Below are 19,349 nucleotides of genomic sequence, written 5' to 3' on the forward strand. Positions count from 1 at the left end.
GGTCAGTTGTTTCGTGCCCTTGCTCATGACGCCGCCGAGCTAAGGTTTCGCAGTGGCGATCACGCCTTGAGGCTCTGGGGCGACGCCCCGAGCCTCACCGGGCAGGTGGAGTTGTCGCAAAAGGCTTGGCTGGAGGGGCTCTCCATTTCGGTGCGCTGCGCGCCGGACCGGACGCGACGGCGGGCGTAGGCGTACCGGGGGTCTTTCCGATGCTTCATAAGAAGCGCGCACGAGTGCGATATTGTGTGCGAAAAGGTCGTCAATCGGCGCCCCCTTCGGAGTCGGGAATTTCGTCCATTTGAGGCGCCCGGACTCGGTCAAATAGGCGCGTCGCCGCCGCATGGTGCGGGAAAACGCTTCGGTCTCGATCAGCGAAACCTTGTCGAAATGGTGCCGCAGCACACCAAGTCTGCGACCGCCGCCACGGATGACGAGAGCGAGCGGACGATTGACGCGATCGGCGAGCGCACAGAGCTGGGCGACATGCCAGTCGAACCGCTCGCCGCGACCGCAGCCCGTCGCGAACTCGAAGGCGAGAATCTCGATCTCGGGACGTTCGGCGATGAGGTTGCCCCAGCGGACGTAATCATGCTGCGTGCGGGCGTTGATGTGCAGCGCAGCCGGCAGGCCTGCGGCGGCAATCTCCGTCCAGGCCAGCAGGATCCGCTTCATGCCGTGGAGATTGTCGGTGCGCGGCACGTCGGTCAGCACGCTGTAATTCGGCGTACTGATGAGCGCGACACCGAGTGCCTTCAGCGCGGCGAGAATCGCTCCGCGTTCCTTCAGCTCCCACCAGCGTTCGATCGGGTTATCCTTGTCGACACCCGACACGACGATCGTCGCGCCTTCGGTGAAGCGGAAGCGATCGGCGAGTTCGGCACGGGAGGTAACATGCGGCTTGCCGGTTGAGAGATTGACAAGCTCATATAGCGACAGCGCGACCACCGGCTCGTCAAGGGCCGCCACGCGCCGGTAACCGTGGTCAACGAAGGTCACGATCATCGACAAGTCGGGAACGCCGTTCGCCGGAACGCGCGGTGCGTTCTCGAAGCCCAGGCCACGCACTTCGCGCATGCGGGCGACGAAAAGGCTTGGATTGAAGCGGCAGACCATGTCGCACTTGCTCTTGTCCTTGCAGGAGCAGAGGTCGCGGCAATCGACGATGCCGGCGTCGGTATGAACACCGCCACAACGGTCACGCTCGAGGCAGGTCGGGCAGCCTAGCGACTGCGCATGCAGCGTCGCATCATCCCAAAGCCGCTGCGGTTGCGGGAAGCGGCGCGACGGTTCGTGGGGCGGCCGGTCGTTCATTTCACGCTGATCTCCGCTGTATCGCCAAACAGTCCGACGCGCTGGATCACGCCTTCGGCATAACCGCCGCTATCCGCGATGGCGGCTATCATTTCGGACGAGGGATTGGCGACGTGTCCGACCGCGCGCAGGCCGTCGCTGACGGTGAGGCCATCGGGCACGGTCTGGACGATCAAAGTGTCGCCCGCTTTGAGACGGCAACTGGCGTCGAGCTGGGCAGTCACCGTGCGCGCCGTCTCAGACATGGTGAGTTCGAACAATGTCGGCAATTTCAGGCGGTCGAGACCACCATTCCAGCGCTTGCGCCAGGGTTTGCCTGTCTGCGCACGGATGTAATCAAGGCCCATCAGGCAATCTCCAGGAGGGGACTGAACGACTTGGATTTGCCCTGCTTGCGTTCAACGAGCAGACCCTTGGATGCGAGTGCGGACAGCCGATTGTTCCAGGCGGTGGGGCCTATCCGCTGGTCGGTGAAGCGCGCGGCAAGTTCGGGGGCCGTGATGGTGCCGAGTTCGCGAGCCATATCAAAGGTCGAACGCTGGGCGGGATCGAGCTCGCCGATCAGCCGGGCGCTGGTGACGATGTCGTCCGCGTCAAGTTCGCAGCTCCAAAGCACGTCGCCGCGGGCGCGGACGAAGAAATCGAGCTCCTCGGAGACGACCGGCTGGAGATTGGCGGCAACGGGGTAGACATTGCGCAGTGACTGCCGGGCGTAGTCGCGGAAACCGATCACGGCTTCGCGCAGGAACGAGGCGGTAGCGACCTCGATTTGAGTGAAGTCGAGGAACGCTGGCGTCGGAGCTTCCGATGAAGGTGTCGCCGCGATCAGGGCACTCAGCAGCTTGCGTCCGGGTATAGCGCCCGAAAGGACCGTTTGGCCGCCCGTTATGTCGAATAGTCGGTGCCGCAATTCATTATCCTCACTTATCGTAAGTGAAGATGGTGATTGAAGTGGGGGCCGTCAAGGGTATCCGGGGGCACGACTGGCTTTTCCCCAGTTTTCCAGGCGGGGAATTTGGGTGCGGTCCGAAATCTGTATACGTATTTCGGACGTCTGACTTGGCCATTGTCCGAAAAATGTCTACAAGTTTCGGACATGAGCGACCAACCGTCTGACCTCAAAGCAGCCGTCCTGCAGCGCATCCAACGCGATGCGCCCCGCAAGGTATGGACGCCATCAGACTTCCTCGACCTCGGCTCGCGCGATGCCATCGACAAAGCGCTCCAGCGAATGACCACGGCGGAGCAATTGCGCCGGATCGACCGTGGGCTCTATGACCGGCCCGGCTTCAACAAGCTGACGCAGAAATCTAATCCGCCGGATCCGCGCTCCGTGATCGAGGCGCTCGGCCGCCGCGATCAAGTCCGCATGCTGGTCGATGGCATGACCGCGGCGAATGACCTCGGTCTGACGGATGCCGTGCCAGCCAAGATTGTCGTTCATTCCGACGCGCGACGCCGCGCGCTTCGACTGGGCAATGTCACCATCAGCTTTCGCCCGACGGCGGCAAGCAAGCTCTTCTGGGCTGGACGGCCCGGCATGCGCGTCGTTCAGGCGCTCCACTGGATGCGGGATTTGCTTTCGCGCGAGGGCGAAGCCAACCGCGTGCGCCGCAAGCTTCGCAAGCTCCTGGACGACCCTGTGGCAGGGCCGCCCCTTAAGGCAGATCTGATCGATGGGCTGACAACGGTGCCCACCTGGATGCAGGTCTTTCTGAAAACCGTGCTCCAGGATGATCAGCACGTGCCGGCAAACCTCGCCGCCGCGGCCGACGGCGATCGCGATGACGATCATGATCATCATCGCCGCAGCCGACGTTCGGCGGACAATCGCGAGCACGGTCGCGCTGCCGATCAACCCCGCTCGAAGGCCGCCACCTCGTCCAGGCCATCGTCCGGATCGCGCACAACCCGACGGACGCCAACCACATGAATCCGGCTTTTGACGAGGTTCTCTCCGCAGGCACCGAGGCGATGCTCAGTGCCTTCGATACCACCGCGGCGCGGCTCGGTACGACGTCCCAGAATATCGAAAAGGATTTCTGGGTCTGTTGGACACTGGACGCGCTGTTTCACGGCCTTCCGGAAGCCAGTCCGCGCCTTCTCTTCAAGGGCGGAACATCCTTGTCCAAGGGGTTCGGCTTGATCAACCGCTTCTCCGAAGACGTCGACATCACCGTGTTTCGCGACGACATCGACGCTCCTGCGACGGTCGCCGAACTCGAGGCGCTCAGCGGCAAAAAGCGCAAAGCGCGGCTCGATGCAATCAGGGACGCATGCCAGGCCTACATCGCCGGCCCCATGCGCGAGGTGCTGAGCCAGACCCTCTCGAACCGCCTGACCTCCTCCGGGCTCAATCCGAATGGTGCGCGAATCGAGCTCGACGACACCGATCCCGACGGCCAGACGCTGCTGGTCTGGTATCCAGCAACGACCCCCCATTCGGACTATGTGCGGGCCGCGATCAAGATCGAGGCGGGCGCAAAGTCGGCTCTCGACCCGAACCGCGAGGTGCCGATCAAACCCTACGTCGATGATGACCTGCCGGCGCTCGATTTGACGGTCCCGTCAGTGCGCACCGTCAAACCCAAGCGCACCTTCTGGGACAAGGTCGTCATCCTCCACGAGTTACGCCGGTGGTTTGACAAGCGCGGTGAGCTCCGCGGTGGCGGACAGCGCGTGTCGAGACACTACTATGATCTTCATCTTCTCGCGCAGGTGCTGGTCGGTATGGAGGCAGCGGCAGATGTAGACCTGGGCGCTGACTGCGTCGCGCATGCACGAATGTTCTTCAACCGGCCCGACTTCGACCTTGCGAGCGCGGCGCCGGGCAGCTTCGCACTCACGCCGCATGATGGCATGGTCGATCAACTGCGGACCGACTACCGTGCGATGCGCGGGATGATCTTTGGCGAGCCACCGGCATTCGACGATGTTCTCGCGAGCGTGGCAGCGATTGAACAGAAGCTCAATCAGACACCACTCGGTCATAGCCCAGCCCGTCGGAACTATTGACCGCAGGAGGGGTGCGAAGGTGGTACAGTTCAACGACTGGTGCGTTTCTGCTGATGGGCAGGTTGGACATCACTTCCGCAGAGTATTGACGGGCGAGGCTGCGAACCTCGCGACGGGCGTTCAGGCGACCGCGGCGGTCATTCCAGGGCACTACGCTTCCGAGGAGCACGTCGCCCGAGCACTCCGCCGGCTTGGAAAGCCCGCAGCCGCGGCCTTGATCGAGGGTAAGCTCCCGATGACGAAGGCCATTCGCTCGGGCGACCTTGGCGAAATTTATGCGACGGAATGGATCGACGCCCATAGTGGTGGTTATCACGCGCCGATTAAGCGTCTGCGCTGGAAGGATCATCGCAACATGGCGATGCGCGGTGAAGACGTGATCGGCATTCTTCAAGATCCGCAAACCCAGCTACTGCGCTTCCTGAAGACAGAGGCGAAGAGTCGCGCTGCACTCACGGCACAGGTTGTAGCCGAGGCACGAGCTAACCTCGACAAGGACGGGGGGCTACCTTCGGGGCATGCCCTTACATATATTTCTGCGCGTCTGCTCGAGCTCGGCAATTTGCCATTGGCGGACGCGATTGACGATGCCCTGCTCAAGCATGGAATTCCGCCTGCGAGTGTACGACACTTGCTATTCACATTTTCCGGCAATTCACCGGAGGCGATGCTGACGGCCTCACTTCAGGCTTATCCGGGTGCTTTCCACCAGTGGGGGATTGGCCTCCGCATCGACGGCCATGCCGCCTTTATCGGCGCTGTCTATGATCAGGTAATCGCCAATGCCAACAACACCTGAGGCGATAATCGCAGACATCAATGAAGCCGCAACCGTAGGCTTTCGCGGACGCCTGATTGCTCGCGGCCAGGCGCGAGCGATCATCTGGCGCGACGGCGTATTGCCGCCGGGAGCTCCAGCGTTTGCACCTCAGCTCAGTCACGATCTGCACTCCTATGGTTATGCGCTTCTCGGGCTTGGCCTTCGCCTCCGCGAACTTGTCGGTGACGCCGCCCAGGCGCGCACCGCCTTCGAGCAGGCTGCCACTGCCCTTGAGGCGGTCATCGCCAAGGGCAACCGCCAGGAGATCGATCGCGACTTCCACTTCGTGATTGCGGCCGCGAGCTATCATCTCGCGCATCTCTCCGCGCGTGCCTATTCCTTGCTTTCGATCGTCGAAGCCGATGAGAATTTCTCACCAATCGAACGTGTCCTGGCCCAGTTGATGCGGCGGAACTTCGGGGCTCTTCGCGCCAACGTGCTCGACTACCGGGCTTCCGGCGAAGGTAGCGATGCTCGAATCGCCACTGCTATCCAGACCAACCTCGATCAGACCGAGGCCGTGGCCAATCCCATCGATGGCGGCAGCGACTTCCTGTTCGACGGGCTCGATACTGCGCTGACCGACAGCTTCCTGGCGGCCATGTCGCTGTTTCTCCTGGCTCTGGAACGTGGTGAGCGGCCGCTGCTCGATCAGGCACTTGGGCGGCTTCGGGGGAGCCTCGCCATTTGCAGCGAGTTGAACATGCTTCCGCAGTGGTGGGCGCATCGCATTGCGATTCATCTCCTGTCCGACCTCTGGTCGAACACCTTCCACGAGAGAGTTCCGCTGCAACCGGCAGGCGGCGAAGCAGCCGATTGGCCGCGGCTGCGCGAGCTGTTTATCGCACTGCTTCAACGGCGTCTCAAAGCGGAGGTCGACCTCTGGCCATCGCAGATCGAGGCCGCAACCCGCGCCGCCGATCAGTCTGATGATCTGGTGGTTTCGCTGCCGACAAGCGCCGGTAAGACACGCGTTGCCGAGCTATGCATCCTACGGTGCCTCGCCGGCGGCAAGCGGGTGGTTTTTGTCACACCGCTACGTGCCCTCTCGGCTCAGACAGAAACGACCCTGCAGAGGACCTTCGGCCCCCTCGGCAAGACGATCTCGGCGCTCTACGGCAGCATCGGTGTGAGTGGCTTCGACGAGGACGCGATCCGGGAACGGGACATCGTGGTGGCGACGCCGGAGAAGCTCGACTTCGCGCTCCGCAACGATCCATCTCTTCTTAACGACGTCGGTCTTCTGGTCTTCGACGAGGGGCACATGATCGGGCTCAACGAGCGCGAGGTTCGCTACGAGGTGCAGATCCAGCGGCTTCTTCGCCGTCCGGACGCGCTCCAGCGGCGAATTGTGTGCCTTTCGGCGATCTTGCCCGACGGCGATCAGCTCGACGACTTTGCCGCGTGGCTGAGGCGTGATCATCCTGGCGGGCTGATTAAAAATGACTGGCGACCGACCCGGCTGCGGTTCGGCGAGGTGGTGTGGACGTCGCCCTCCGCGCGATTGAACCTCCGGGTGGGCGACGAACGTCCGTGGGTACAGCGTTTTCTCACCGGGGCCGCGCCGCCGAACTGGATTCCGCCAAAGCGCCAACGAAAGCGCATCTTTCCCGACGACCAGCGTGAACTCTGCCTGGCGACAGCTTGGCGGTTGGTTGAGGATGGACAGACCGTCCTGGTCTTCTGCCCGGAGCGACGAAGCGTCGAACCCTTCGCCGACGTGATCGTGGATCTTCATGAGCGCGGGGCGCTGTGTTCTCTGCTTGAAGCCGATCCTGCGGTTCTAAGTACCGCGATCGCATTGGGAGAGGAGTGGCTGGGATCGAATAGCGCAATCCTCAAATGCCTTCGCCTAGGTGTTGCGCTCCACCATGGCGCCCTGCCAACCGCGTACCGCAAGGAGGTGGAACGACTGCTCCGCGAAAATGTGCTCAAGGTGACAATCTCGTCGCCGACCTTGGCGCAGGGCCTCAACCTATCGGCCACGGCCGTCGTCATGCACTCTCTCCACCGCAATGGCGAAAGAATAGAAATCTCCGAGTTCAAGAACGTGATCGGGCGAGCCGGCCGTGCCTATGTCGATGTCGAAGGCATCGTGCTCTTCCCGATGTTCGACGATATCGCGAAGAAGCGGCGTAACTGGGAAGCGCTCATCAACGATCTCGGCGCGCGAAACATGGAAAGCGGGCTGGCGCTACTGGTTTGGACGCTCTTGTCTCGTATGCATGCGCGGATCGGCGGTAACCTCAATCAGCTCGTCGACTATGTCGTCAACAACGCCGCGGCCTGGACTTTCCCGGAGATCGCGAATGAGGCGCCCGAGGATCGCGAGCGCGCTCTTGCCGACTGGGAGCGGCATGTTGCGACGCTCGACACGGCCGTCCTCAGCCTGATCGGCGAAAATGACACCCCTGACGAGGGAATCGAGGCCGCGCTGGACGACATCCTTCAGTCCTCCCTCTGGCACCGGCGTTTACTGCGTCAGAACGAGCAGGTACAGCAAGCTCTCAAGGCGGGCCTTGTCTCCCGCAGCCGGCTTATCTGGAGCCAATCGACAGCAGCGCGCCGCCGAGGCTACTTCCTGGCTGGGGTCGGACTGACGACCGGACATGCGCTCGATGCGATCGCGGCGGACGCCAATCTTCTCCTGATCCAGGCCAATGGCGCAATTCTTCAAGGCGACCCCGACGCGGCGATCGCGGCCATCACTGCGCTGGCCGAGCGCGTCTTCACCTTCTATCCCTTCACGCCGGATCCCATGCCCGCAAATTGGCGAGATATCCTGTGTGCTTGGCTTCTTGGCCACCCTCTTGCGGGTATCGCTGCCGGTCAGGAATCGGAGACACTGCAGTTCATCGAGGGCGGTCTGGTCTATCGCCTTCCTTGGGCCATGGAGGCGATCCGCGTCCGTGCGACCGCAACCGGGGATACGGTCGGCGTCTTTGATCTTCTCCTCGAAGACCACCAGCTTGGCCTCGCCGTTCCCGCAGTCGAAACCGGCACGTTGAATCGCTCCGCGTCCATCCTTATCCAAGCCAGCTTCAACTCGAGGCTCGCTGCCATCAAGGCCGTCACCGACACCGGCGCCACCTTCGAGACGGGTCAGGAGCTTCGGCAATGGCTCAACTCTGAAGCGGTCGCGGCGTGGAGCTCGCGGCCGGATTGGCCGACAGCGGAAACTAGGGCGATGTGGACGGACTTCGTGCAGAGCTTCACACCGCGTGAAAACCGCACCTGGGCGGATCGCCGCTACTGGGCGAACGTGGCATGGCTTGGTGCGTCGCCGCCGCCGGGCACATCCGTCCAGATTCATCACTGGGCCGGTCAACCGCGTGTCCTCTCGACCGATGGCTCGCCGCTTGGCACCGTCCAGGCCGCACTCAACCCAGGGAGAGCCGGGCTGTTGCGCGCGCAGGTGGCCCAGGACGTCGGCCGGATCAACATCACCTATTTGGGGCCTGCAGACCTGTCCGGCGGCTGAAGCGCGACCAAGGGCCTGTCGAGCGCGCCTGCACCGTCCCCTCGATAAGCGCAGTGCAACCACGCACTATGATCGTGCGACGAGTGCCCATCTACGGCCGGATAAGCCCAGGGGTGCGACCGGTAAGTCATTGATTGTTCTCAACTCGTACCTGACTCTTAATCAGCGGGTCCCAGGTTCGAGCCCTGGTGCGCCCACCAAAGGAAAATCCTTATTTTCCAAGACCTTCGCGGGGAAGTCGCCCAGAACAAAACGGGTCTCGTGCGACGTTTTTGGTTAACGTTGCGCGGCCAGTTTGCTGTACGACTTTTCCTTACTTCTGTTGTTCACCCCCATTCGATACAGCGCGCAGATGCAACGGTACAGGCCGTGCACGTGCTCGTCGTAGAATAGGGTACTAGTCTAGAGCGAGCAAAACGGACAATCTGTTCTGCCCGTCGCCACAGGAAACTGCTTGCTGCAGAACCGCCGCCTTGCTTTTCGTCCGGCAGACTGCGCGAAACTTGACATCGCTTAAAATCCCGTGGTTCTAGTTCAAGTTACAAGTCGACGATGGCCTTCGAATGCCTCGCCAAGCCTTCCTTCTTCTCCGCTCCTTTTTTAAAGTAGTACCACATTCCTCCTCGTAGGAGGCAGATCTTCCCAAATTGGCCTTAAAGGCCCAAATCAATATTTTCACAGACGTGAAATCGGAGAACGAGATGGCCAAAGAAGCGGGTCGCAAGGGTTCGCGACGCATCGTTCACCTATCGATGCCCCCCAAATTAAAACTGTTCCGTCCTGTCAACTGGTACGGCGGTGCCATGATCGAGCCTGTTGGCGAATATGTTTCTCATATTCTGAGAGAACTTGGTCGTCTCGGCCTTCAAGTCCGCGATATCGAGCGACATGACCGGCCGCCAAATACGAAGACGGTTCTGTCCGATCTGATCGGCTGGCTGAGCGGTCGTCCTGGAGAAGCCTTTGCAAAACTCTTTAACTGGCAGACGCTCGATTTTGCTCAAGTTCGATCGCGCTTGGAAAAGGACCGTTTAGCCAGGCCACGTATCGAGGTATCTGCGCATATCACCAAGATGAACAATCTGTCCGTGCGCTGGCATCCAGGTGGCTGGAAGCTGACAGATTTTGACTGGCATCGAGCGGATCACCATTATTCCAATCTGATTACGCACCGAAAGTGGCGTGAGCCGCCCGACTTCCACTGGTTCGTCGGCGATGAAGATCCGACCTTTGATAGCCGCCCTTCCAATGAACTCATGTACATTCGTGGGGTAGGAAACTTGCGGCCAGAACCGCGCGAAAGTTATGGCCCCTATGCTACTTACAATGCGGATGTCGTGGATTCTATTCTGATTTGCGCCGTTCGTTCGGCCTACGAAGGTTTGATCAGGCAGCTTGAATATAGCTTCGAGGTTGATGTCGTTGATGCATTCGATTTTGTGACTCAAGAGGAAGTCGATGAGGCCGACGCTCGCCCATACCGGTCTTCGATCCGCCGAGTGATCGCTTGGAGCCTCGAGGATGCCGCCGAACTGCGCGCTCGCCGCGAAAGGGATGCAGCGTCTGAACGGGATAAGCGCGATCGCGCGGAGCTTGCAAACATTCCCGTCAGCCACGGCTTTTCACTCGAAGTGCTCGTCACGGCGGTCCATCGCGCATCTTCAAGGAAACCTACTGGGCCTGCCCCATCTGGCGAGCATGTTAACCGAAACGCAGCCAAAAATTTGCGCGATGCCGGGTTCAAGGTCGATGCTGGGGATGTGCGTCGCATCCGGCAGCTCATTGAGCGTTACAGTCCAGAGATTCTTCCGGAGGAGTTGCGGCCCGCCTCCTTGGCGCCGCCAGCGGCGCCGTTATCGCCAAACAACGTCGTACCTCTCCGTGGAGATGACGGTCGATAGTTTTTGCAGTTTCCGTTCTCCGATCGCACGATGGGCGTCAGTTTTGGTCAAGATATACTGATTGCGGGTTACAAGCCCGCCGTTTTCAAGAACGCGCTTCGTGGATTCATGAGAACGGGGTCACCCGGAAATTTGATTGACCTCAAGTCGGTTTTCCCGCTCCGCGGTGACGGCGCTATCGTGTTTGAAGAGTGCCTCGATCGCGGGCTGATCGAACTCAAGGATGGATTTGCGGTCTCGGAAAAAGGTGAGACCGTTGCCCGCGGAAGGGTCGTGCGCCGGACACCTTTGGCTCAGGCGCAGATGGTACTGGACGATTTCCTGCGCCATGTCGAAATGCTCAACCAGGATCGAGATGCGGTCCGATACGTTGAACGGGTCTGGGCTTTTGGCAGCTTGATGCGAGGTGAGGAGGCTGTAGGAGACATCGATCTAGCGCTCGAAACTAGTCGGCGCCCAGAATATCTCGCGGATTACGCTTTGATGAAGCGGCATCTCAAGGAGCTTCTGTCGCGCCGCGACGACGTTCCGACCAGCCGGGGCCTGGTCTGGTCGGCAGAAACGTGGATAACGGAACGGGCTCTTTATGGGCCACGGCGGCATCCACTCCTCGCCGGGGTCCAATCCGATGTCAGCGATCTTGTCGACCTAGGGGCTCCCTGCCGCCTCATCTATGACCGAGCGAGAGGCGGGCGGGTCAACGATCCGATATTGTCTCGCCATCCCCAGTCCAATGGGCGACAGAACGACTTGGCCCCGCCTGCTGAGATGCCGGATTTTACTCCGAATGGTCTGCGCCCGATGGATGGTCGGTGGGTGGCGGGGTTCTCCAAATGGGGTGGTGTTTCTCCGTACGACATCTTTCGCGGTTGGACAGACGATGCACACAAGTTGTTTCCTCGCTACCCTGAGGGATTACGCATTGTGGGGGACAATCGCGATCTTGCTAGCTATCCGTGGCTCCCCAAACGTCTGAAAGCCGGAGGATTCGATGGTCGGGAAGCGGTCGCGCTGGTCAATGCCACGCCCTTGAAGGGCACCAGCATCGTACTCCGACGCAAAGTTGAACAGGGCTCCGAGAATTGGATCCTGCACGCTTGGTTCGAACATTTAGAATTCTATCGGAGCCGCAAGCGGGTTGACTATTCAACGCTTCCTGACCTTGCCGCCGCAGCAGCTTTGATCCTCGCGGTTGACGCTGAAAGGATGCTGCGCCGAGCCGCTGAGGAGTCGGCTGGGGCGGGAATCCAAATATGCGTCAGACGTGATCTCGACGAAGCTATGAATGTCCACTTCATCGACGCCGTGTATAACCACTTGCAAGCGCGCAGGATCAGAATCGAACCCGAGGGATGGAGCAGCCCGCGGGCCTCCGTTGTGCGCGCTTAATGCCTGTTTTCCATTCAGAGTGGCGGTCTTCGGCAGGAAGTCGGGACCGTTCTTGCCCGCCGCAAACTGGCGCGCACCGCTCCCGACCTGTTTCCCGTCGCTGCCGAATGTGACCTCGCGCAAGTCGCCGTCGCAGTCGTCCATGCCGAACAACCGGCAGAACCGGCGCCGTGTTGGGGCCACGGCTGGGACGGTGGCCGATGCTTCAATTTGGTCACGACCGAAATTGGCCACGACCGACTATGTTCTGAGTGAACGTCAACAGTGCGCTGAGAAGGTCACAACTGGCGGCGCGCAGCCAAAAATGCTACAGCTTTTTGGCTGCTGGCGGGGATTCGTGAGGAATCGCAAGGGAATAGACACGAATTCCCGATACAATCGGTTGCCAAAACGTTAACGTGGACAACGCTGGCAAATGCAACCAGGCCGGCATTGATCAATTAGACTGAAGACCTATGTCGAGCGCTCGTCACATTGTCAGTTTGCTGAAGAGCCACATTGCCGGTGACGGGGAGCGTTTCCTTGCCACCGCAATGCAGCTTGCCGCGCATGAGGCCCGGCAGGGTCATGGCAAGCTGGCGCAGGAACTGAAAGAGCTGATTGATCAGGCCAAGATATCCGGCGCTGTAATGACCAAAACGGCGCGTCCAGTTCCCTTGGTCCAGCCGAAAGGCGAATTGGCCGGGCTGCTGCACGCCGGTTATCCGGACCTGCGTCTGACCGACATGGTTCTCCCGGACGAATTACGGCTTCGGCTCGAACGTGTGTTGATTGAGCAGAGGCAGCAGCAGAACCTACGTGAGCACGGTCTGAAGCCGCGTCGCAAATTACTGCTGGTGGGACCACCTGGCTCCGGCAAGACGATGACGGCGGCCGCCTTGACCGGCGAACTCCACCTCCCGTTGTTTACCATCGTCCTGGATGGCCTAATCACCAAGTTCATGGGCGAGACGGCTGGAAAGCTACGGCTCATCTTCGATGCCATGCAGGCAACACGCGGGGTCTACTTCTTCGACGAGTTCGACGCGATCGGCGCCCGGCGCGGCGAGCGCCAGGACGTTGGTGAAATTCGCCGCGTCTTGAACTCCTTCCTGCAATTCCTTGAGCAAGATGAAAGCCACGGCCTCGTCGTCGCTGCGACCAACCATCCTGAGCTGTTGGACAAGGCGCTCTTCCGTCGTTTCGACGATGTCATTGAATACGCGTTGCCTGATCCGGTCCTGGCTCACGCCTTGCTGCAGGCGCGCCTCGACCGTTTTGACACGCGCGGTGTCGACTGGAGCCAGGCTGTCGAGCAGGCACACAATTTATCTCAGGCAGAAATTGTAAGAGCTGCGGACGACGCGGCCAAAACGATACTCTTGCGGGGCGGGAAGCGGATAACATCGGAGGCGCTTGTTCAAGCGCTGATGGAACGCCGGCGGGCCTCGCTGTCTGATTAGCGACGGCGCAGGTTGCAATGGTAGACGATTTTTCTCGGGACCGACCCCATTTCCATCTTCGCAACAATGGTGTTCGAGAGCCGTATCGGCGGCCTAAGCAGAAAATCGAACCACCTGCAGTACCTGAGCGCGATCGTGCAGGCCATGCAGCGGCACTGATCCAGGCTGTTGGACAAGCCATTCAGGCGGCTCGCGTGCAGATCGCAGCTCGCGACCTCAACTTGGCCGTAGGCCTACCAGGGTTTTATCTCGATATCGAATTGCCGGTGCGCGAGCGCGTCGCTCTGGATCAGCTGGCCGATCGACGGCAAAAGATGGAAGTTGTCGCGGTTCATGAACCGGTAGGAGAAGCGGGGCCGCTGCGCGCTTCGGTTTTCGTTCCGCAACAAGCGGAGAACTATTATCTGCGGAAGGTGGAGGCCTATCGCGACTCTGACACCAAGAAGGGAAGGCCGCGAAACGAGCCGCTTGTGTCGCGGATTGAGACCATGCGCCTGGCGACGGCGCGATCGCTATATACCGACGATGATGCGCTTTTCCCGCAGCAACCAAACGAACAGGTCTGGTGGGAGATTTGGACGCGCAAGGGGCGGCGGGAGAATTTCGAGCGCATCGCCCAAGCGCTGGATCTCACCCTGCGCACGCATGCCGTCAAGTTTCCCGAGCGAGAGGTCATGCTTGCGCTCGCTAGCGTAGCAACGCTGGATCGGCTTGTCGCTCATAGTGATGTCGTGGCCGAGTTGCGGCGTGCGAAGGATACACCATCCTTCTTCATGGGCCTTGGGGGTGCCGAGCAGCGTGATTGGAGTGATGAACTGCTCGAACGTGTGGCGCCACCGGACGACGATGTCGCAGTTTGTGTTCTTGACAGTGGTGTGCGTCGAACTCATCCTTTGATCGAACCCGCACTTGCTGCGGAAGACTGCCACACAATTAAGCCCGCTTGGGGGAGCGACGACACCCCAGCGTGGCAAGGTCACGGGACGCGGATGGCCGGTGTCGGGCTCTATGGCGACCTTGTCCCTCTGCTGGTTGGAAGCGATACGATTACCTTGCCTTATCGACTCGAGAGCGTTCGTATTCTGCCGCCCGAGGACGAGGCGAACGATCCCGAGCTCTATGGAGCGATCATCGGAGAGGCGATTGCTCGCGCCGAGATCCAGGCGCCGGCGCGGCGCCGGGCCATAGCCATGGCGGTCACCAGCGCAAACCCGGCGCGCGGCCGACCGACATCGTGGTCAGCGGCGGTCGACCAACTCTGCTTTGAGGAGGATCAGCGGCGCCTGATCATCCTGTCCGCGGGAAACATTGCCGAGGATCTGACGCCTGCTGATCACCTAACACGCAATGATCTCGAGGCGGTCGACGATCCGGCACAGGCGTGGAACGCGCTGACGGTGGGTGCCTACACTGAGAAAGTGGATATCATCGATCCTGAGTTTGCCGGCTACGCGCCGATCGCCCCGGTCGGCGAGCTATCGCCGCGCAGCAGGACTTCTGTCGTCTGGGACCGGCAGTGGCCTGTGAAACCCGATGTCGTGTTTGAAGGTGGCAACCTCGCGCATGACGGAGCGCTTCCTGGCGAACCGATCGACGACCTGCAGATCCTCACGACGTATTTCCGCCCGGAACTGCGTCACTTCACAACTCTCGGCGACACGAGCGCGGCCACTGCGCACGCCGCGCGGATGGCGGGGCAAATCTTGGTAGCGCGTCCGGGCCTATGGCCGGAAACGGTCCGCGCCTTGATCGTGCACTCCGCCGAGTGGACCCCGCAGATGCGCGCCCGTATCGACGCATGCAACGGCGCGAAGGGGCGAATACAGGCACTCGTACGACGCTATGGCTACGGAGTCCCGGATATTGGGCGGGCGCTCCTCTCGACGGTGAATGATCTGACGCTCATCGTCGAAGATCAACTCCAACCGTTTCAGCGGGAAGGGAGCGCCGCGGCCAAGACCCGTGACATGAAACTGCATCGGCTGCCTTGGCCGAAGGAGCAACTGGCCGCGCTTGGTGCTGCGCAGGTTGAGCTACGAGCGACTCTGTCCTACTTCATCGAGCCCAATCCTGGAGAGCGCGGGTGGACGAGGCGACATCGGTACGCTTCGCACGGTCTTCGCTTCCGTGTGAAGTCCGCGACCGAGACTGTCGACGAGTTCAGAGCCCGCATCAATCAGGCGGCACGGGACGAGGAGGAGGGAGCGCCTCCCGGCGGTGGCGAGGATTGGCTCCTCGGCACGTTTCGCGACAATGGATCGGTGCATTCCGATTTTTGGTCTGGAAGCGCAGCTGACCTCGCTGGACGTGATGCCATTGGCGTCTTTCCGGTCGGTGGCTGGTGGAAGGAAAAGCCCTACTTGGAGCGGTTCGACGGCACTGCGCGCTATGCGCTGATCGTGACGATTAGAGCGCCGGGGTCGAACGTGGACATCTTCACTCCAGTCGAAAATGCGATCGCCATTGCTGGCGCGATCGAAGTTTGATTGGAATTTGTCCGCAACTCGCGCTCGCACAGCGGCGCCTATTTGGCCGTGGCCCCAAGAGCAGGCCTGCCAATCTCTCCAACTTAGCTGACCCAGCAACGCACCTGCGGAGTCTTGCCGGCGCGGGTAATCTAGGCGCCCCTTACTGAAGCGCCAAGATGTCGGCGCCGGTCAGCCGCAGCCCCTTTTCGGTGGCCTTGCCTGCCGCGAGCGCCCTGGCCACATCGTCTAGGATGCCGCCGCGGTATTTTTCGAACACCTTGAGATAGTCGGCATTGGGCCGCGCTTCGCGAAAGCGGCCAAGATCGTCGAGCGCCTCGCGCGACAGATGGACGGTAACGGCCTTGCCTTGCCATTCTACGGTAGCCGCCCGCGCCGGTCGCAGGTGAATCTCTATTATTGCTGCGAGAGTGAGACCCCGGTCGGGACTCGAAGCACGTCTTGCAGTTGATCTAGCAAAACCGTGCAGCCCCGGAAAGGCCGCCAGATGCGCACATGAAGGGGCTTCATGCGGTTGCAACGCTTGGCCTGATGGGCATATCGCGTGCGGAAACAATCCGCGTTGCGGTCGGAACGCAAGACACCACGATCAATTGCGCAACAGGCGGACTTCTTATTCGTGAATTGAAGCTTTTGGAATTCCTGCCACGGAACGGTAAGTACGAGGACGCCACTTACGACATCCAGTGGAAGAACTTCACCAGCGGCGCGCCGCTGACCAACGAGATGGTGGTTGCGAGCTGCAAGCTGCTTACGCGAAGAACTAATAGTGGGGTCATCCACCGCCTTCCGAGCCAAAAGAATGCGCGCGTCAAGCGCAGCCTTCGATTTGGACCAGCCGGAGACCCGCCGTCAGAGAATCACGAATCGCTCGAAAGCAAAATCCCAAAACGCAAGAAACCGCGGCCCAACACCCGGCTTTCCTGCAAAATCGAATACTTTATTGAGACAACTTCTGCTTATCTATCAGGCCGATCCGCATTCTCCACATGGCGTAATCGCGGCTGACGTCTTCTTGAGGACGCGAGGGTCGGTAGGATCGGCTCCAGCAGATTATCGAAAGGGACGACTAAAGAACGGACGACTGCTTAAAGGCCGTTGAGAAAGCCTGAAGGACCGATCCGCGCCATCAATAGTCGCACCACGCGGCGCCGAGCGAAGCGAATTCCGTCCACTTCGACAGATCACCGAGCCACTCACCTTTTGGCCCCATCCAGCGCATGCAAATCTTCGGCAAGTCCTTCGAAAGTGTCTCCCAACGTTGCGTTGGCACCGGCGTGGCCGTCCTTTCATCCCAACGCTTGCGCGCGAGGGCGCTTAGATCCTCGTAAGACGCCGCATCCGTCAGGACGATCTTCTTTGTACCCGGTGCGAACCACCTTTCCCGAAGACCGACCTTGTCGGGGCACAAGCGCGCGGGCGATATGGTCGGGATAAAAAACTCAATATACACATAGTCACAGACCTTGAACTCTGGCTGGTCAGGCGTGGTCCCATAGTTGCATTTTAGCGATGTTGCGCGATCGAGCTTGGGATTCGAGCGCATCGCGTCACTTCTGAGCAGAAAACCCTGCCTATTCTCCGTATCAAATCGCGCTGCATCGAGCGTGGCGTCGCATGATCCCTTCACGAAACGCTGTTGAGGCAAAGCCGTCGTGGTTGCGTTGTTCCAAAGGAAATTGTTCACGTCCTTATAGACGGAGTATTCATGCCATTGGCCAGGCGCGGCAACGTTGCGCGCCGTTTCCTTGAGAAAGATGCCGGCAGAAACCAGCGGTACCGGTGGCCTGTCCTCATGAAAGTAGACGCCGCTGAGATTGAAAAACTCGAGCCCGACCGGCTGTTGATGCTCGCAGGGTCTTTCCTCGCCAAACCGCAAAGTATTGCCGTCCGGCTGGTAGAGCTCCTTGTGCTCCGTTTCGATCACATGGCATTTGTGTTCGGGGCGCACAAAGTCCGGCAGTTTGTCCGGATCGATCACAAACAGGCTTAAAACCCCAAGCAGCGCAACAAGGGTGACTGCCGGATGCGTTTTGAGGAAGTGTTTTGCCCGGATTCTGGCCAGGCGATAGCGCGCGACGACGCCCCTGGCTTTCGGCCATGACGCAAGCAGGCCCGCCAGATAATCAATCAGCTTTTCCAACATCTTCGACCAAGAATCCTTGTATGGCCGTAGCCATCCTACCCAGGACCGGGTTGGCAGGAGCTCCTCTTAAAACTTTGGCGATAATACAAGCAGGATGACACAAGCCGAGCGTTTCGCAACCATATCCTTCCACTGCTCCCCAAGCGCGGCGCGTCCGCGGACCGGACTCTCGTGTTCGCGTGGACAGCCCCCGACGGCACCCAATGTACCAGATTGACGTCGTTCAAGATCTCAAACAGAGGGGCCGTCCGTGGAAAAGCTTAGCTCAGGTTACTCTCGGGAAGTCTGCTTCCGATGTTGCAACGTGCACGCTCGGGTTGATTTTCTGGGCAAGAACGGAGGGACGGATTACTTTGCAAATCCGACTCTCAAGGCATATTCGTCTCCGGGTGGCAAAAGAGAGGCAGTTTTCCCTTGACCGAGATCTAGCCGCTCGTATGCGTAAGCCTTGTCGGTCAACAATTTCATCGCAGAACGGTAGCGCACATCGCTCATACCCGCGGCAGATTGTATTTGACTGACTAGAACGGCCTCGCCGATCTTCCCGAAATACCCTTTCGTATTCGCAAGCTGTTTCATAAGCTGATCCTCGGGTGCAGTGAGAATATAGACCTTATTTGCAGGCCCCGTTACTCCTTGAAATTGCGATTGCATTATCTGGATCAACACAGCTCTCAATGGTGCCATGCACTGGCGCACTTGTTCTGCTACGCCGGCAGCGGCGTTCGATATCGCATTGTTGATCCCGTCGCTCAGAAGTCGCGCATCTTTATGCTCAATGTGCACCTGCCCCTTGACCGTGCCGCTCAGAGCGAGTCGTTTCAGAGATATGTCCCCGTTCGCATCTACCAGACCGGACGCCACGTCGCTTGAACCCGATCCGACGCAAGAGGCCACAAACTGGTCGACCCATTCTTGGACCGTAAGATTTTGCGCTTCAGCTCGGGGCGCGCGCATCGACATAGTCAAGAAGATTAGGGGGACCATGATGAAAAGCACACGGCGGCGGTCTGATCTCATTTCGATCCTCCTGCAGCGGTGGAGTTGGTGCAATGGCGTGTACGATTGCACATTCAACTAAGGATTGCCAGATGTGGGCCTCTTGCCATGTGGCTCGCAGATAGCGGAATTCGTCTCGGAAATAGCGGAGTGGAAAGCCCGGCGAAACGGAGTAACAAGACCAACCTTCAGCCCAAAGCCACGCAAAATCTCGCAGATACCTAATTCGACATCGATAAGTCGTCCGAGAAGCTGTTTGCGGGCGATCAAAAGTGCGCGGATCTCTTGCGCACCGACCGACTTTGCGTGGGCCGGCCGGAACCATCCCATCCGGATCAACTGCCCGGTTTGCTCCAGCG

General features: G+C 60.0%; 14 protein-coding genes and 2 pseudogenes. 9 read left to right on the forward strand and 7 right to left on the reverse strand.

All coding sequences use genetic code 11. The annotated features are described in order from the left end of the window. Positions 1-39: 39 nt before the first annotated feature. The 3 genes from XH93_RS10815 to XH93_RS10825 are packed head-to-tail and all read right to left on the reverse strand — an operon-like array spanning position 40 to position 2,044. Positions 40-1,311, reverse strand: a complete 1,272-nt coding sequence (locus XH93_RS10815) for a hypothetical protein (protein WP_246799566.1) — start codon at positions 1,309-1,311, stop codon at positions 40-42. Continuing rightward, the gene (locus XH93_RS10820; RefSeq protein ID WP_194473471.1) at positions 1,308-1,658 is read right to left on the reverse strand and encodes a hypothetical protein; all 351 of its coding nucleotides are present in this window, start codon (positions 1,656-1,658) and stop codon (positions 1,308-1,310) included. Before XH93_RS10820 ends, XH93_RS10815 begins: the two co-directional genes overlap by 4 nt. After that, a complete protein-coding gene (locus XH93_RS10825; RefSeq protein ID WP_246799567.1) occupies positions 1,658-2,044 on the reverse strand; it encodes a hypothetical protein in 387 nt (128 codons plus the stop codon). Before XH93_RS10825 ends, XH93_RS10820 begins: the two co-directional genes overlap by 1 nt. Positions 2,045-2,407: 363 nt before the next feature. Here XH93_RS10825 and XH93_RS10830 point away from each other — a divergent pair, with 363 nt between their 5' ends. The 8 genes from XH93_RS10830 to XH93_RS10865 all read left to right on the forward strand — a co-directional run bounded on the left by XH93_RS10830 (position 2,408) and on the right by XH93_RS10865 (position 15,845). Further along, a complete protein-coding gene (locus XH93_RS10830) occupies positions 2,408-3,244 on the forward strand; it encodes a DUF6088 family protein (RefSeq protein ID WP_194473472.1) in 837 nt (278 codons plus the stop codon). Then, a complete protein-coding gene (locus tag XH93_RS10835) occupies positions 3,241-4,326 on the forward strand; it encodes a nucleotidyl transferase AbiEii/AbiGii toxin family protein (protein WP_194473473.1) in 1,086 nt (361 codons plus the stop codon). The genes XH93_RS10830 and XH93_RS10835 overlap by 4 nt, the downstream gene beginning before the upstream one ends. A 19-nt stretch (positions 4,327-4,345) precedes the next feature. Beyond that, positions 4,346-5,125 (forward strand): Hachiman antiphage defense system protein HamA, encoded by a 780-nt coding sequence (locus XH93_RS10840; protein ID WP_194473474.1) that lies wholly within the window; start codon positions 4,346-4,348, stop codon positions 5,123-5,125. Next, on the forward strand, positions 5,109-8,627 hold the full coding sequence (locus XH93_RS10845; protein WP_194473475.1) for a DEAD/DEAH box helicase: 3,519 nt from the start codon (positions 5,109-5,111) through the stop codon (positions 8,625-8,627). Before XH93_RS10840 ends, XH93_RS10845 begins: the two co-directional genes overlap by 17 nt. A 701-nt stretch (positions 8,628-9,328) precedes the next feature. Beyond that, entirely contained in the window at positions 9,329-10,528 is a 1,200-nt protein-coding gene (locus tag XH93_RS10850) for a hypothetical protein (RefSeq protein WP_194473476.1), read from the forward strand. Between the two features lie 30 nt (positions 10,529-10,558). Then, positions 10,559-11,917, forward strand: coding sequence for a hypothetical protein (locus XH93_RS10855; protein WP_194473477.1), 1,359 nt, complete (start codon positions 10,559-10,561; stop codon positions 11,915-11,917). Positions 11,918-12,372: 455 nt separating this feature from the next. After that, positions 12,373-13,359, forward strand: a complete 987-nt coding sequence (locus tag XH93_RS10860) for an AAA family ATPase (RefSeq protein WP_194473478.1) — start codon at positions 12,373-12,375, stop codon at positions 13,357-13,359. Between the two features lie 17 nt (positions 13,360-13,376). After that, positions 13,377-15,845, forward strand: a complete 2,469-nt coding sequence (locus XH93_RS10865) for a S8 family peptidase (RefSeq protein ID WP_194473479.1) — start codon at positions 13,377-13,379, stop codon at positions 15,843-15,845. Positions 15,846-15,987: 142 nt separating this feature from the next. Here the strand turns inward: XH93_RS10865 and XH93_RS10870 are convergent, their stop codons facing one another. Further along, positions 15,988-16,365, reverse strand: coding sequence for a hypothetical protein (locus XH93_RS10870; RefSeq protein ID WP_194473480.1), 378 nt, complete (start codon positions 16,363-16,365; stop codon positions 15,988-15,990). Here XH93_RS10870 and XH93_RS10875 point away from each other — a divergent pair. Next, positions 16,341-16,595: pseudogene (locus tag XH93_RS10875) on the forward strand (hypothetical protein); the annotation flags it as partial. The gene XH93_RS10870 and the pseudogene XH93_RS10875 sit on opposite strands and share 25 nt — an antisense overlap. A gap of 379 nt (positions 16,596-16,974) precedes the next feature. Here the strand turns inward: XH93_RS10875 and XH93_RS10880 are convergent. The 3 genes and pseudogenes from XH93_RS10880 to XH93_RS42240 all read right to left on the reverse strand — a co-directional run. Beyond that, the gene (locus XH93_RS10880) at positions 16,975-17,991 is read right to left on the reverse strand and encodes a hypothetical protein (protein ID WP_194473481.1); all 1,017 of its coding nucleotides are present in this window, start codon (positions 17,989-17,991) and stop codon (positions 16,975-16,977) included. A gap of 348 nt (positions 17,992-18,339) precedes the next feature. Next, entirely contained in the window at positions 18,340-19,011 is a 672-nt protein-coding gene (locus XH93_RS10885; protein ID WP_194473482.1) for a hypothetical protein, read from the reverse strand. 150 nt (positions 19,012-19,161) lie between these two features. Then, positions 19,162-19,332, reverse strand: a pseudogene (locus XH93_RS42240) (IS110 family transposase); the annotation flags it as partial. Positions 19,333-19,349 lie beyond the last annotated feature (17 nt).

It is taken from the genome of Bradyrhizobium sp. CCBAU 51753, from assembly GCF_015291565.1.
GTDB classification, from domain to species: Bacteria; Pseudomonadota; Alphaproteobacteria; order Rhizobiales; family Xanthobacteraceae; genus Bradyrhizobium; species Bradyrhizobium ivorense.